Annotated in this window: 8 protein-coding genes; 1 reads left to right on the top strand and 7 read right to left on the bottom strand. The window is 59.3% G+C overall.

Going from position 1 to position 15,402, the window contains the following annotated elements:
- Positions 1-50: 50 nt before the first annotated feature.
- From tuf to QM007_RS02870, 5 genes are all read right to left on the bottom strand, one after another.
- A complete protein-coding gene (tuf, locus tag QM007_RS02890) occupies positions 51-1,241 on the bottom strand; it encodes an elongation factor Tu (RefSeq protein ID WP_283490482.1) in 1,191 nt (396 codons plus the stop codon).
- A 194-nt stretch (positions 1,242-1,435) separates the two neighbouring features.
- The gene (fusA, locus tag QM007_RS02885) at positions 1,436-3,550 is read right to left on the bottom strand and encodes an elongation factor G (protein WP_283490481.1); all 2,115 of its coding nucleotides are present in this window, start codon (positions 3,548-3,550) and stop codon (positions 1,436-1,438) included.
- 74 nt (positions 3,551-3,624) lie between these two features.
- Entirely contained in the window at positions 3,625-4,095 is a 471-nt protein-coding gene (rpsG, locus tag QM007_RS02880; RefSeq protein ID WP_135012878.1) for a 30S ribosomal protein S7, read from the bottom strand.
- Complete coding sequence (gene rpsL, locus QM007_RS02875) at positions 4,095-4,469, bottom strand: 30S ribosomal protein S12 (RefSeq protein ID WP_083090707.1); 375 nt, start codon at positions 4,467-4,469, stop codon at positions 4,095-4,097. The genes rpsG and rpsL overlap by 1 nt, the downstream gene beginning before the upstream one ends.
- Before the next feature lie 450 nt (positions 4,470-4,919).
- On the bottom strand, positions 4,920-7,010 hold the full coding sequence (locus QM007_RS02870) for a neutral/alkaline non-lysosomal ceramidase N-terminal domain-containing protein (RefSeq protein WP_283490480.1): 2,091 nt from the start codon (positions 7,008-7,010) through the stop codon (positions 4,920-4,922).
- A gap of 347 nt (positions 7,011-7,357) precedes the next feature.
- On the opposite strand from QM007_RS02870, the gene QM007_RS02865 reads away from it, so the two are divergent.
- On the top strand, positions 7,358-7,840 hold the full coding sequence (locus tag QM007_RS02865) for a hypothetical protein (RefSeq protein ID WP_283490991.1): 483 nt from the start codon (positions 7,358-7,360) through the stop codon (positions 7,838-7,840).
- 97 nt (positions 7,841-7,937) lie between these two features.
- Here QM007_RS02865 and QM007_RS02860 read toward each other — a convergent pair whose 3' ends face one another.
- Both QM007_RS02860 and rpoB read right to left on the bottom strand, forming a co-directional pair.
- Positions 7,938-11,828 (bottom strand): DNA-directed RNA polymerase subunit beta', encoded by a 3,891-nt coding sequence (locus QM007_RS02860; RefSeq protein WP_283490479.1) that lies wholly within the window; start codon positions 11,826-11,828, stop codon positions 7,938-7,940.
- A 56-nt stretch (positions 11,829-11,884) separates the two neighbouring features.
- Positions 11,885-15,385 (bottom strand): DNA-directed RNA polymerase subunit beta, encoded by a 3,501-nt coding sequence (gene rpoB, locus QM007_RS02855; RefSeq protein WP_283490478.1) that lies wholly within the window; start codon positions 15,383-15,385, stop codon positions 11,885-11,887.
- Positions 15,386-15,402: the final 17 nt, after the last annotated feature.

Below are 15,402 nucleotides of genomic sequence, written 5' to 3'. Positions count from 1 at the left end.
CCCTCCGCTAGCTGGACGCTAGTAGGAGTTCAGATCGAGAAGTAAGGGACTTACTTGAGGATCTTGGTAACGCGACCTGAACCAACGGTGCGGCCACCTTCGCGGATTGCGAAGCCGAGGCCCTCTTCCATTGCGATTTCCTGGATGAGCTCAACGGTCATCTCAGTGTTGTCGCCGGGCATAACCATTTCGGTGCCCTCGGGAAGGGTGATAACACCGGTAACGTCGGTGGTGCGGAAGTAGAACTGGGGGCGGTAGTTCGAGTAGAAGGGGTTGTGGCGGCCGCCTTCATCCTTAGAGAGGATGTAGACGTTAGCCTCGAACTGGGTGTGGGGGGTGATTGAGCCGGGCTCAACAACAACCTGACCACGCTCTACGTCGTCGCGCTTCAGACCGCGAAGCAGCAGACCACAGTTCTCGCCTGCCCATGCTTCGTCGAGCTGCTTGTGGAACATCTCGATACCGGTAACGGTAGTCTTCTGGATGGGGCGGATACCAACGATCTCAACTTCGGAGTTGATCTTCAGGGTACCGCGCTCGGCGCGACCGGTAACAACGGTACCGCGACCGGTGATGGTGAAGACGTCTTCGATAGGCATGAGGAAGGGCTTGTCCTTCTCACGAACGGGGTCGGGAATGTAGTTATCAACCTCGTCCATGAGCTCTTCAACCTTAGCAACCCACTCGGGATCGCCTTCGAGAGCCTTCAGAGCGGAAACGCGAACAACGGGAGCGTTGTCACCGTCAAACTCCTGTGAGGAGAGCAGTTCGCGAACTTCCATTTCAACGAGGTCGAGCAGTTCCTCGTCCTCAACCATGTCTGACTTGTTCAGAGCAACGAGCAGGGTGGGAACGCCAACCTGGCGAGCCAGCAGAACGTGCTCGCGGGTCTGAGCCATGGGGCCGTCGGTGGCAGCAACAACGAGGATTGCGCCGTCCATCTGAGCAGCACCGGTGATCATGTTCTTGACGTAGTCAGCGTGACCGGGGGCGTCAACGTGTGCGTAGTGACGCTTCTCGGTCTGGTACTCGATGTGAGCAATGTTGATGGTAATACCGCGCTGGCGCTCTTCAGGAGCGGAGTCGATCATACCGAAGTCGCGCTGCTCGTTCAGGTCAGGGTACTTGTCAGCCAGAACCTTGGAGATTGCAGCGGTCAGGGTGGTCTTACCGTGGTCAACGTGACCGATGGTACCGACGTTTACGTGAGGCTTGGAGCGCTCGAACTTAGCCTTAGCCAAGAGTATTCCTCCTATAGAGAAGATTTGAGAACCTGCACTCGGGTTTCACACCGGCGCACTCCGCCGTAAAAGGCGGTCTAGCTACCACAATAGCGGATAAGACCGGTGGGGCGAAACCCGAAGACGGGTTCAATTACAAGGTTTTTTTGAAAAGCGGTGCGGCTCACACGAGGTGAGCCGCACTTGGGTGAGAATTACTCGCCGCGGCTCTTCTGGATGATTTCATCAGCGACGTTCTTGGGAACCTCGGCGTAGCTGTCGAACTCCATGGAGAAGACTGCACGACCCTGGGTCTTTGAACGGAGGTCACCGATGTAACCGAACATTTCTGACAGCGGAACAAGAGCGTGAACGATCTTGACGCCTGCTGCATCTTCCATGGACTGAATCTGACCACGACGTGAGTTCAGGTCGCCGATAACGTCGCCCATGTAATCCTCGGGGGTACGTACTTCAACAGCCATCAGGGGCTCCAGCAGGACGGGAGCGGCGCGGCGGGCGCCTTCCTTGAAGACCATTGAGCCAGCGATCTTGAACGCCATTTCTGACGAGTCAACATCGTGGTAAGCACCGTCGATCAGGGTTGCCTTGACACCAACAACGGGGTAGCCAGCGAGGATACCGAGCTGCATTGCGTCCTGGATACCGGCGTCAACGGAGGGGATGTATTCGCGGGGAACACGACCACCGGTGACGACGTTGTCGAACTCGTAGAGCTCTTCAGCATCGAGGGCGATGGGTTCGAAGGAGACCTGAACCTTCGCGAACTGACCGGAACCACCGGTCTGCTTCTTGTGGGTGTAGTCGACCTTCTCGACCTTCTTGGTGATGGTTTCGCGGTAAGCAACCTGGGGCTTACCAACGTTAGCCTCAACCTTGAATTCGCGCTTCATACGGTCAACGATGATGTCGAGGTGGAGCTCGCCCATACCGCCGATTTCGGTCTGGCCGGTTTCTTCGTTGAGTGAAACGGTGAAGGTGGGGTCTTCAGCAGACAGCTTCTGGATAGCGGTCGACATCTTCTCCTGGTCACCCTTGGTCTTGGGCTCGATAGCCACGAAGATCACGGGGGCGGGGAAGGTCATGGATTCCAGAACTACGGGGTTAGCAACGTCGCAGAGGGTGTCACCGGTGGTGGTGTCCTTCAGGCCGATTGCTGCGTAGATGTGACCTGCCTGAATCTCTTCAACAGGGTTCTCCTTGTTGGAGTGCATCTGGAAGAGCTTGCCGATACGTTCCTTCTTACCCTTGGTGGCGTTCAGAACCTGCTGGCCCTGTTCTGCCTTACCGGAGTAAACGCGGATGTAGGTCAGCTGACCGTAGAAGGGGTGAGCTGCAACCTTGAAGGCCAGAGCTGCGAAGGGCTCGTCAGCTGAGGGCTTGCGGGTTACTTCGACCTCTTCGTCTGAGGGCAGGTGGCCAACCATTGCGGGGACGTCCAGCGGTGAGGGCAGGTAATCGAGAACTGCGTCGAGCATGGGCTGTACGCCGCGGTTCTTGAATGCTGAGCCACAGAAGACGGGGTAGGCTTCGTTAGCAACGGTCAGGGCACGGACGCCTGCCTTGATTTCCTCGATGGTCAGTTCGCCCTCTTCGAGGTACTTTTCCATGAGTTCTTCGGAAGCTTCAGCAACGTTTTCAACGAGCTCGGCACGGTACTGCTCTGCCTTTTCCTGCAGGTCAGCGGGGATTTCCTGGATTTCGTAGGAAGCACCCATGGTAACGTCACCCTTGGCATCGCCGGGCCAGACGTAGGCCTGCATGGTGAGCAGGTCAACGACGCCGATGAAGTCGTTTTCAGCGCCGATGGGCAGCTGCATAACGAGGGGCTTAGCGCCGAGACGCTTGACGATGGTGTCTACGGTGAAGTAGAAGTCTGCACCCAGCTTGTCCATCTTGTTGACGAAGCAGATACGGGGAACTTCGTACTTGTCAGCCTGGCGCCAAACGGTTTCAGACTGAGGCTCAACGCCTTCCTTGCCGTCGAACACTGCAACAGCGCCGTCGAGGACGCGCAGTGAACGCTCAACTTCAACGGTGAAGTCAACGTGGCCGGGGGTGTCGATGATGTTGATCTGGTTGTTCTTCCAGAAGCAGGTGGTTGCCGCGGAGGTAATGGTGATACCGCGTTCCTGTTCCTGAGCCATCCAGTCCATGGTTGAAGCACCGTCGTGGGTCTCACCGATCTTGTGGTTGATACCGGTGTAGAAGAGGATGCGTTCGGTGGTGGTGGTCTTACCGGCGTCGATGTGCGCCATAATACCGATGTTGCGGACCTTATTCAGGTCGGTAAGCACGTCTAGTGCCACTTTGTTCTCCCTTGTGAGAAACTCCGAAAGCCTGCCGCTATGTACTTGTGTAATAACGGCAGGCTACGAAGAAATTACCAGCGGTAGTGTGCGAAGGCCTTGTTGGACTCGGCCATCTTGTGAGTGTCTTCGCGACGCTTCACAGCGGCACCGAGACCGTTGGACGCATCCAGGATCTCGTTCATGAGACGCTCGGTCATGGTCTTCTCGCGACGGAGCTTTGAGAAGCCAACGAGCCAGCGCAGAGCCAGAGCGGTTGCACGGCCTGCACGAACCTCGACGGGGACCTGGTAGGTCGCGCCGCCGACGCGGCGTGAGCGAACCTCGAGTGAAGGCTTGACGTTGTCCATTGCCTTCTTGAGGGTTACTACGGGGTCTGCGCCGGTCTTCTGAGCAACGCCTTCGAGTGCACCGTAGACGATGCGCTCAGCGGTTGACTTCTTGCCGTCCAGCAGAACCTTGTTGATGAGCTGGGTAACCAGCGGTGAGCCGTAAACAGGATCGTTTACGAGGGGACGCTTAGGAGCGGGACCCTTACGAGGCATTACTTCTTCTCCTTCTTTGCGCCGTAGCGTGAACGAGCCTGACCGCGGCCCTTAACGCCCTGGGTATCCAGTGCGCCACGTACAATCTTGTAACGAACACCGGGGAGGTCCTTCACACGACCACCGCGGACGAGCACGATGGAGTGTTCCTGAAGGTTGTGACCCTCACCGGGGATGTATGCGGTAACCTCGACGCCGCCGTTGAGCTTAACACGTGCGACCTTACGCAGTGCTGAGTTCGGCTTCTTCGGGGTGGTGGTGTATACACGGGTGCATACGCCACGCTTCATGGGGTTGCCCTTAAGTGCGGGCGCCTTGGTCTTTACGACCTTGGGTGCACGGCCCTTACGGACCAACTGCTGAATTGTAGGCACTTGTTCTCCGTTTGGTATCGGCGGCCCCGTTAGGGGCTACCGGTTTACTTGCCTTCTGTCACTTGGGATAAGCGCAAAAGAAAATCTTTATGACTTAGCAGGAGCCCAGACACAACAAAAAATGGCATTTAGGCCTCAAGATCGCTGTTCGGGCTAGATGCCCGGGCGAACAAGGCCAAAGGACGGTGTCCATTCTGCCATTGGTTCTTATGTACTGCTCAGAACGTGTCTGTGCGGGCAGTAGATACTACTGCTAAGTACTCCAGGTACTACTCTAGCTGGTTAGAAAGGCTTAATCTACCCCCCTGTGTGCTCTGGGGGCAGCTTTAAGCTCTTTAATCGGGTGATGTCTGGCACTTAAGGCTTTTAAAAGAGCAAGGACGCCGGCGCTCCCCTCCCCTGCCCGGGGAAGGGGGCACCGGCGTCCGCGTCCTAAAAGAACCTGCCCGCCTAGCTGACGGTGAAGTTCTGGGTTGCCCCGGTGAAGGGGGTGATGGTGCCGACCCCGTTCTTGGAATCCCCGTGGTAGAGAATCCGGTAGGTACCGGGAACCGCATCGGCAGGAATCTGCCATTCGATGGTTACGCGGGACTGGGCTGCCAGGTGGCGCTTCCAGTGGAAGCGGGTGGCCGGGTCGTTATCGCCGGCGACGGTCACCCACTGGTTACCCTCTAGACGCTGAACTTCAAGGTAGCTGGAGTTCAGCTGCTGGTCATTATTGGGGTGGGCACCCACAAAGAGGGCGCTGACGGTTGCACCCCGGGCCGTATTAGCAGGCTGGGTGAGCACCTTGCCGTAGTAGTGGCCAGCGCCTGGCAGGTCGTACCAGACCTTGCCCACAGCGCTCTTCATGGGGGTGCGTACGGTGGGCTTATCGCCCAAGGGCAGCTCGGTGCCATCGCGCAGAGAGGTCGCAACGGTGTTAAGGGTCTGGCGGAAGCCCCCCATGGTATTGATACCGAAGACGGTGGCCCCGCCCTCGTACTGCTGCGAAACGTATTCCTGCGGGGTTGTCACATAGTGACTGTAGGCGTTGGTGTAGCCCTGCACGATAATCTGCGACTCGTCAACGCCCAGCAGGGCAGCCATATCCTGGCGGTACTGCACGCCGACCGCGCCGTTGTGCTCACCGGGCATACCCAGCAGGTAGTAGTTACCGAAGCGCATGACCTGCACCGGCAACTTCTGCTGCACCTTCTTATGGACGGCCAGCAGGTTAGCCTTGGGGTACTGGCAGGCACTCAGGCTGGCAGATGAACTGTAGGCCAGCCAGTTGAAGTCACTCCAGACCTTATTGGCATTAGCCCCCTCATTGAAGCCGGCTGCGCCGGGACCGTCCTCCACGCTACCGGCGGCAAAGGGGGCGCCCAGCGAGGCGTTACAGGTAGAGCCCGCGTAGCCGGTGCCCGTCCACCGGGCGTCCACCTGCACCTTGGAGAAGTCCACATAGGTGATGCGGGAGTCCAGGCCCTGCCCCACCGGGGTACCCGCGCTTGCCAGCTGGGTGCGGACGGCGTCTGCCTGCTTGGTTCCCTGAATCTCAAGGTTGGTGAACATGTCGTTGGTGGGGCCCATGCCCGGCTGCAGCATGGTGTTGGGCGAGACGTCACCGGTGTTGCTGTTGGCAAAGGCCGCGATGAAGGCGTCGTCCTCTGACCCCGCATTGAGGTTGACCCCGTGGTCTACGGTTTCGAGCAGGTACTGGGCGTAGCCCTTGTTATCTGAGGAGACCAGGGTGTTTTTGTTGGTGAGGGAGGTGGGGTGGATAGCAAACCAGTTGAGGACGGCGCGGGTCACCCCGTTGTGTTCAAACCGGAAGGTGGTGCTGGTGGGGTCAACCCCGTTAATCAGTTCGTCGGTGAGGTTAGCCGGGTCTTGCTCCAGGGCTACTGCCGAGCGGTTGACGCCTACACCGGTGAGCTGGCTGCTGGAGACCGTCACGTTGCCGGGGGCCAGGTCGGCCAGGGCCTCGCGGATAGCCTGCATAGACCCGTTGATCTGGTTGTTGAAGGTGGGTTCGTTGAAGCCTAGGGTTGCCAGGTTGTAGAGCACGTCCTTACTCACGCCGCCGGGGGTGGCATGGCTGTGGGAGGCTGTAATCATGATGTTCGCTTCGGTGAACTCGGGGCCGAGTTCAGCCTGGATACGGTTCACCAGTTCAGCGCGAATGCTGTTCCAGGCGCTTAGCGCATCGAGGACCACTATCAGGTTACGGGAACCGGTGGCAGGGTCAATCACCACAAAGGCGCGGGCGTACTGGCGGGTATGAATACCCGAGCCCTTCTGGGTATCGGTACCATAGCCCACGAAGGCTACCTCGGCGACCTCACCGGTGATATCGGCAACACCCGCCCCGACCAGGTAGGGGTTAGCAGCGGTGGGCCGAGTGGAGTTCACCAGCTGGGCCAGGCTCTGGGCATTGACACCCGCCGGTGTCAGTTCTGCGTCGGCTTGGGACGGGATCAGATAGGCCCCGGCAGCTAGCGATAGGGCAGCCCCAAAGACGCCGAGCTTGACCCCTATATGTCGTGATAGTTTCATTTGACCCTCAAGATGTGCGAAACGATAGGCGGGTTTAAACCTGCCCGTGTGTGCTCAGATAAGCCTATCGACCGGAGGCTCTTCTAGCTAGCTGGGCTTGCCCCGCGATTCGTGGTAGAACGGAAGAACTCTAGCCCCACGAAAAGGACAGTACGAGTGAGCACCCCCGATGAGTCTTACCTGGTCGGCCTGCTAGGTAGCGGTATCACAGCCTCTCTTACCCCGCCCCTACACGAGTTCGCAGCAGACCGGGCAGGTGTACGCTATCTCTACCGCCCTATCGACCTTGATGCGCTGGGCCCAGGGGCGCGGGCAGCTGGTGTCTTGCCTGTAGGGGACTTGCTGCGCTGGGGGGGGGTGACCTTGGGTACAACGCTTTCAACATCACCTTTCCCTACAAGCAGGCTGTTCTGGAGCACCTCGATGAGGTGTCAGACGCCGCAGCCAGGCTGGGGGCTGTCAATACGGTGGTGGCGCGGGAAGGTAGGCTCATCGGGTACAACACCGCTGTGAGTGGCTTTACTTCTGCCCTAATCCAGGGGATAGCACCGGCTCCCGAGGAGTTGGCAACCGTCACCCAGCTGGGTGTCGGTGGAGCGGGCTCCGCCACCGCAGATGCCCTGCTGAATTTAGGAACTAGAACGCTCAATCTATTTGATGTCGATTTTGAAAGGTCCTCTGCTAAAGCCCAGCAGCTAGCCACACATTACCCGGGCACGACCGTCCGCGCCGTCACCGAAGCCGAGCTTGCTCAAGCCCTTGCCACCTCAACCGGCCTAGTCAACGCCACCCCCAAAATACCCCGCTCATACAGAAGGCTCGTTCTATAGGTTGCCGGGTACTTCCCGGCGCCCACATACGAGGAAGGCCCTTCCCCGCAGATACGCGGGGAAGGGCCTTACCTATACCAGGGAAATGGCAGCCGGTTTACTTACCGAACTCGTAGTCATCCAGCGGAATAGCCTGGAACTCGGGGCTGATAGCACCCTCGTTGGTCTCGGCGTAGCTGAAATCGTTGTAGGGAGTTGCGGTCTGAGCAAACAGAGCCTCACGAGCCTCGTCGGTGGGCTCAACCTCGATGTCATTGTACATGGCAAGACCAGTACCAGCGGGGATGAGCTTACCGATGATAACGTTCTCCTTAAGGCCGACCAGCGGATCTTCCTTGCCTTCCATCGCAGCCTGAGTCAGGACGCGAGTGGTTTCCTGGAAGGACGCGGCAGACAGCCAGGACTCGGTAGCCAGTGACGCCTTGGTGATACCCATCATCTCAGGGCGGCCTGATGCAGGACGCTTACCCTCGGCCAGAGCCGCACGGTTAGCGTTCTGGAAGGCGATGTTCTCAACCAGCTCACCGGGGAGCAGGTTGGTCTCACCGGAGTCGATGACGGTGATACGGCGCAGCATCTGGCGGACGATAACCTCAACGTGCTTATCGTGGATGCCTACACCCTGGGAGCGGTAGACGCCCTGGACCTCGTCCACCAGGTGCTTCTGAGCCTCACGGGGACCGCGGATACGCAGGATCTCCTTGGGGTCAACAGCACCGGCGACCAGCTGGGTACCGACGGTGATGTGGTCACCTTCGGCAACTTCCAGGCGGGCACGACGCAGGACGGGGTAAGCAACCGGGTCATCGCCGTTATCGGGGGTGACAACAACCTTCAGGGACTTGTCGGTGTCCTCGATGGTGACGCGACCGGTGACCTCAGAAATCGGGGCAACACCCTTGGGGGTGCGGGCTTCGAAGAGTTCCTGAATACGGGGCAGACCCTGGGTAATATCGTCAGCCGATGCGACACCACCGGTGTGGAAGGTACGCATGGTCAGCTGGGTACCGGGCTCACCAATGGACTGAGCCGCGATAATACCGACGGCCTCACCAATGTCGACCAGGTTACCTGAAGCCATGGAACGGCCGTAGCAGAGGGCACAAACACCAACTGCTGACTCACAGGTCAGGACGGAGCGGACGCGAACCTCTTCGATACCGGCCTTGAACAGGTCGTCAATGACGATATCTGAGACGTCAGCGCCAGCAGCAGCCAGTACGGTGCCGTCTTCAGCCACAACGTCAACAGCCAGAGCGCGGCCGTGGATTGAAGACTCGACGTTCTCGTGCAGGGAGACGTTGCCAGCGGCGTCCTTCTCGATTAGGGGCAGGGTCAGGCCGCGGCGGGTGCCACAGTCGTGCTCGCGCACGATGACGTCCTGAGAAACGTCGACCAGACGACGGGTCAGGTAACCGGAGTTTGCGGTACGCAGCGCGGTATCTGCCAGACCCTTACGAGCACCGTGGGTTGCGATAAAGTACTCCAGAACCGACAGGCCTTCACGGTAAGAAGACTTAATCGGACGGGGCATAATCTCACCCTTGGTGTTAGACACCAGACCACGGATACCTGCAATCTGACGAACCTGCATCCAGTTACCACGTGCACCCGAGGTGACCATGCGGTTAATGGTGGTGTTCTTCTCAGCCAGGTTTTCCTTCATGGCCTCGGCGACCTCGTCGGTTGCCTTGGTCCAAATATCGATCAGTTCGGTACGGCGTTCGACGTCGTCGATCAGACCCATGGCGAACTGAGATTCGATGTTGGCTGCCTGCTCCTCGTAGCCTTCCATAATGGCGGGCTTGGTGGGGGGCGCTGCGATATCGGAGACCGCAACGGTCACACCTGAGCGCGAAGCGTAGTAGAAGCCGGTGTTCTTGAGCGCGTCAAGGGTCTTGGCTACCACGTGCATGGGGTACTTCTCAGCAAGGTCGTTGATGAGGGCACCCAGGGACTTCTTGTCGGCGATACCGGTGTACCAGGGGTAGTCGGCGGGCAGGGTCTCGTTGAAGATGACCTGACCGACGGTGGTTTCAACCAGGACGGGCTGACCGGGCTTGTAGCCTTCGGGGGCTTCCCAGCCCTCGTAGGGTACGAAGTCGTCCAGCACGATCTTGACCTTGGTGTAGAGCTCAATCTCGTGGCGGTCCATAGCCATGATGGCTTCTGCGTAGGACGAGAACAGGCGGCCTTCGTTCTTCTCACCGTCACGGGCGGTGGTCAGGTGGAAGAGACCGATGATCATGTCCTGGTCAGGTACCGCAACGGGGCGGCCGTCTGAGGGCTTCAGGATGTTGTTGGAGGACAGCATGAGGATGCGGGCCTCGGCCTGAGCCTCGGGTGACAGGGGCAGGTGGACTGCCATCTGGTCGCCGTCGAAGTCAGCGTTGAATGCTGAACAGACGAGCGGGTGCAGCTGGATAGCCTTACCTTCGACCAGCTGGGGTTCGAAGGCCTGAATACCCAGGCGGTGCAGGGTGGGGGCGCGGTTCAGCAGCACGGGGTGCTCGGTGATGATCTCTTCGAGGACGTCCCAGACCTGGGGTCGGAAACGCTCGACCATACGCTTAGCAGACTTGATGTTCTGGGCGTGGTTGAGGTCTACCAGGCGCTTCATCACGAAGGGCTTGAAGAGCTCCAGAGCCATCTGCTTGGGCAGACCACACTGGTGCATCTGCAGGGTGGGGCCACCGACGATAACGGAACGACCCGAGTAGTCAACGCGCTTACCGAGCAGGTTCTGGCGGAAACGCCCCTGCTTACCCTTGAGCATGTCAGAGAGTGACTTCAGGGGGCGGTTACCGGGGCCGGTAACGGGGCGACCGCGACGGCCGTTGTCGAAGAGGGAGTCAACAGCTTCCTGCAGCATGCGCTTTTCGTTGTTCACGATGATCTCGGGGGCACCGAGTTCCAGCAGACGCTTGAGGCGGTTGTTGCGGTTGATGACGCGACGGTAGAGGTCGTTCAGATCGGAGGTCGCGAAGCGGCCACCGTCGAGCTGCACCATGGGGCGCAGTTCCGGCGGGATGACGGGAACGTAGTCCAGTACCATACCGAGTGGTGAGTTATCGGTGGTCAGGAAGGCGTTGACAACCTTCAAACGCTTGAGGGCGCGGGTCTTCTTCTGGCCCTTGCCGGTCTGGATGATGTCCTTGAGGGCCTCTGCTTCAGCTTCCATGTCGAAGTTCTCAAGACGCTTCTTGATAGCTTCTGCACCCATGGAGCCTTCGAAGTACATGCCGTACTTGTCGACCATGCCACGGTAGAGGGCTTCGTCGCCTTCAAGGTCAGCGACCTTGAGGTTCTTGAAGCGGTCCCAGATGCGGTCGAGCTGCTCGATTTCGCGTTCTGCGTTCTTGCGGACGGACGCCATCTGGCGCTCGGCTGCGTCACGCAGCTTGCGCTTTTCGGCGGCCTTGCCACCGTCAGCCTCGATCTTGGCGAGTTCCTCTTCGGTTTCGCGGGCGATCAGGTTGATGTCGGCTGCGAGCTGGTCCTGCAAGACCTTCTTGTCGCGGTCGTGGGCGGCCTGCAGGTTGGGCAGGTCCTCGTGGCGGGCTTCTTCGTCCACATGGGTAATCATGTAGGCGGCGAAGTAAATGATCTTTTCCAGGTCCTTGGGGGCCAGGTCAAGCAGGTAGCCCAAGCGGGAGGGCACGCCCTTGAAGTACCAGATGTGGGTCACGGGAGCTGCCAGCTCGATGTGGCCCATGCGCTCGCGGCGCACCTTGGCACGGGTTACCTCTACGCCACAGCGCTCACAGATGATGCCTTTGAAGCGCACGCGCTTGTACTTACCGCAGTAGCATTCCCAGTCGCGGGTAGGGCCGAAGATGCGCTCGTCGAAGAGGCCTTCCTTCTCGGGCTTCAGGGTTCGGTAGTTGATGGTTTCGGGCTTCTTAACCTCGCCGTACGACCAGTCCAGGATGTTCTGGGAGGTCGCCAGGCCAATACGCATCAAACCAAGTGAAGATTCGTTGGACATTTGGTCCTTATCTCTTTCCTAGTGTTTTGAAGTCTTGTTCGAACAGATGGGAGGGTTTAGACCTCTTCGACAGAGCTGGGCTCTGCGTGGGACAGGTCAATGCCCAGGTCATCTGCTGCTCGGAAGCCTTCGTCTTCTACATCGCGCATTTCGATGGTCTTACCGTCGGTTGAGAGGACCTCAACGTTCAGGCAGAGGGACTGCATTTCCTTGATCAGGACCTTGAAGGACTCGGGCACACCGGGTTCGGGGATGTTCTCGCCCTTAACGATGGCTTCGTAGACCTTCACGCGGCCGTGAACGTCGTCAGACTTGACGGTCAGGATTTCCTGCAGGGTGTAGGCGGCACCGTATGCTTCCAGTGCCCACACTTCCATTTCACCGAAGCGCTGGCCACCGAACTGGGCCTTACCGCCCAGGGGCTGCTGGGTGATCATGGAGTAGGGGCCGGTGGAGCGTGCGTGGATCTTGTCGTCGACAAGGTGGTGCAGCTTCAGGATGTACTGGTAGCCAACGGATACCGGCTCGGGGAAGGGCTCGCCCGAGCGGCCATCGAGCAGGCGGGCCTTACCTGAGCGGTTGATCAGGCGGTCGCCGTCGCGGTTGGGGTTAGCGTGGTCCAGCAGCTCGAACAGTTCCTCTTCACCGGCACCGTCGAACACGGGAGTTGCGACGTTGGTGGGGCCGGTTTCCTTGGGGAAGTTGTGGAGCTTGTCGAGCCAGGCGGGGTTGCCCTCGATCTTCCAGCCCTGCTTGGCCAGCCAGCCGGTGTGAACTTCGAGTACCTGACCGATGTTCATACGACCGGGAACGCCCAGCGGGTTGAGGATGATGTCGACGGGGGTACCGTCTTCCATGAAGGGCATGTCCTCGATGGGGAGGATCTTGGTAATAACACCCTTGTTACCGTGGCGTCCTGCCAGCTTATCGCCGACGGTGATCTTGCGCTTCTGGGCAACGTAGACGCGGACCAGCTGGTTGACGCCGCTGGGCAGGTCTTCGTCGTCGGTTTCGCGGTCGAAGATACGGACGCCGATAACGGTACCGGACTCGCCGTGGGGAACCTTGAGTGAGGTGTCACGGACTTCGCGGGACTTCTCGCCGAAGATAGCGCGCAGCAGGCGCTCTTCGGGGGTCAGTTCGGTTTCGCCCTTGGGGGTGACCTTACCGACCAGGATGTCGCCGGCCTCAACCTCGGCACCGATGTGGATGATGCCGCGCTCGTCGAGGGCTGAGAGCACCTCTTCGGAGACGTTGGGGATGTCGCGGGTGATCTCTTCGGCACCCAGCTTGGTGTCGCGGGCGTCGATTTCGTGCTCTTCAATGTGGATTGAGGTGAGTACGTCGTCAGAGATCATGCGCTGGGACAGGATGATGCCGTCCTCGAAGTTGAAGCCTTCCCATGACATGTAGGCCACGAGTAGGTTCTTACCGAGTGCCAGTTCGCCCTTGTCGGTTGAGGGGCCGTCGGCAATCAGGCTGCGCTCTTCAACGCGGTCGCCCACCTTAACAACAACGCGGTGGTTGTAGCAGTTACCGGGGTTGGAACGCTGGAACTTGAGGATGGGGTAGGAGGTGGTGGTGCCATCGTCGTTGCGGACGACAACCAGGTCAGCGGAGACCTCGGAGACCACACCGGCCTTCTTAGCGACAACGGAGTCACCGGAGTCAAGAGCCGCGTAGCGTTCCATACCGGTACCAACGACAGGTGCCTCTGATTCGAGCAGGGGCACAGCCTGACGCTGCATGTTAGCACCCATCAGTGCTCGGTTAGCGTCGTCGTGTTCCAGGTAGGGAATCAGGGCGGTTGCCACGGACACCATCTGGCGGGGGGAGACGTCCATGAACTCAATTTCAGAGGCGTCTACCAGCACTGCTTCGCCGGAGCCGTCGCCTGCACGGCAGAGGACCTGCTCTTCAGCGAAGGTCATGTCTGCGTTCAGGGGCGCGTTGGCCTGAGCGATGGTGTTGCCCTTTTCGTCATCGGCGGTGAGGTACTTGACCTCATCGGTGACCTTACCGTTCTTGACGATACGGTAGGGGGTCTCGATGAAACCGAAGGGGTTGATGCGGGCGTAGGTTGCCAGCGAGCCGATCAGACCGATGTTAGGGCCTTCAGGGGTTTCGATGGGGCACATACGGCCGTAGTGGGAGGGGTGCACGTCTCGCACTTCCATGCCTGCACGGTCACGGGAGAGACCGCCGGGGCCCAGCGCGGAGAGACGACGTTTGTGGGTCAGACCTGCCAGCGGGTTGTTCTGGTCCATGAACTGGGAGAGCTGGGAGGTGCCGAAGAATTCCTTGATGGAGGCAACGACCGGGCGGATGTTGATCAGGGTCTGAGGGGTAATAGCCTCGACGTCCTGGGTGGTCATACGCTCACGGACAACACGCTCCATACGGGACAGACCGGTGCGAATCTGGTTTTCGATCAGTTCGCCCACGGCGCGGATGCGGCGGTTGCCGAAGTGGTCGATGTCGTCAACGTCGACGCGGATGTCGACTTCCTGGCCGTCGCGGACGCCCTTGATGCTGGTGCCACCTGCGTGCAGGGTGACCAGGTAACGGATCATCGCTGCGATGTCGTCCTGGGACAGCACAGACGCTGAGGGATCGTTGACAGGGGTGTCGATGCCCAGCTTGCGGTTCACCTTGTAGCGGCCGACCTTTGCCAGGTCGTAGCGGCGGGGGGTGAAGTACATGTTGTCCAGCAGGTTCTGGGCAGCATCAACCGTGGGGGGTTCGCCCGGGCGCAGCTTGCGGTAGATATCAAGCAGGGCCTCTTCGCGAGTCTGGACGGTGTCCTTCTCTAGGGTGGCGCGGATGGAGTCGAATTCACCGAATTCAGCCAGAATCTTGGCTTCGCTCCAGCCCAGGGCCTTGAGCAGGGTGGTGACGGACTGCTTGCGGCGGCGGTCCAGACGGACGCCGACCTGGTCGCGCTTGTCGATTTCGAGTTCGAACCAGGCACCGCGGGAAGGGATGATCTTCGCGGTATAGATGTCCTTATCGGAGGTGCGGTCGGCGGTCTTTTCGAAGTAGGCGCCGGGTGAACGAACCAGCTGGGAAACAACGACGCGCTCGGAGCCGTTGATGACGAAGGTGCCGGATTCGGTCATCAGGGGGAAGTCACCCATGAACACGGTCTGCTGCTTGATTTCGCCCGTGTTGTTGTTCATGAATTCGGCCTTGACGTACAGGGGAGCTGCGTAGGTCGCGTCGCGATCCTTGCACTCTTCCATGGTGTACTTGGGGTCGGCGAATTCGGGATCGGAGAAGGACAGGGACATGGTGCCCTGGAAGTCTTCGATCGGGGAGATTTCTTCGAAGATGTCGGCAAGACCTGAGGTCTGGCTGACGGAGGTATCGCCGGTTTCTGCTGCTACAGCTGCTTTAGCTGCCCAGCGTTCGTTACCGACGAGCTGATCAAAGCTGTCGAGCTGGAGCGCGAGCAGGTTGGGAACCTGCAGGGGCTCAGCAATTTTTGCGAATGAGATTCGGCGCTGCGAACCTACGCCGTTAGCGGCTTCAGTATGAGAGGTGCTCGAGGCGACCAAGATTGGATCCTTCCACA

Origin of the sequence: Rothia sp. SD9660Na, from assembly GCF_030064065.1 — a bacterium.
Lineage (GTDB): Bacteria > Actinomycetota > Actinomycetes > Actinomycetales > Micrococcaceae > Rothia.
Note: the sequence above shows the minus strand (reverse complement) of the source record. Positions and strands in the feature narration are given on the sequence as shown.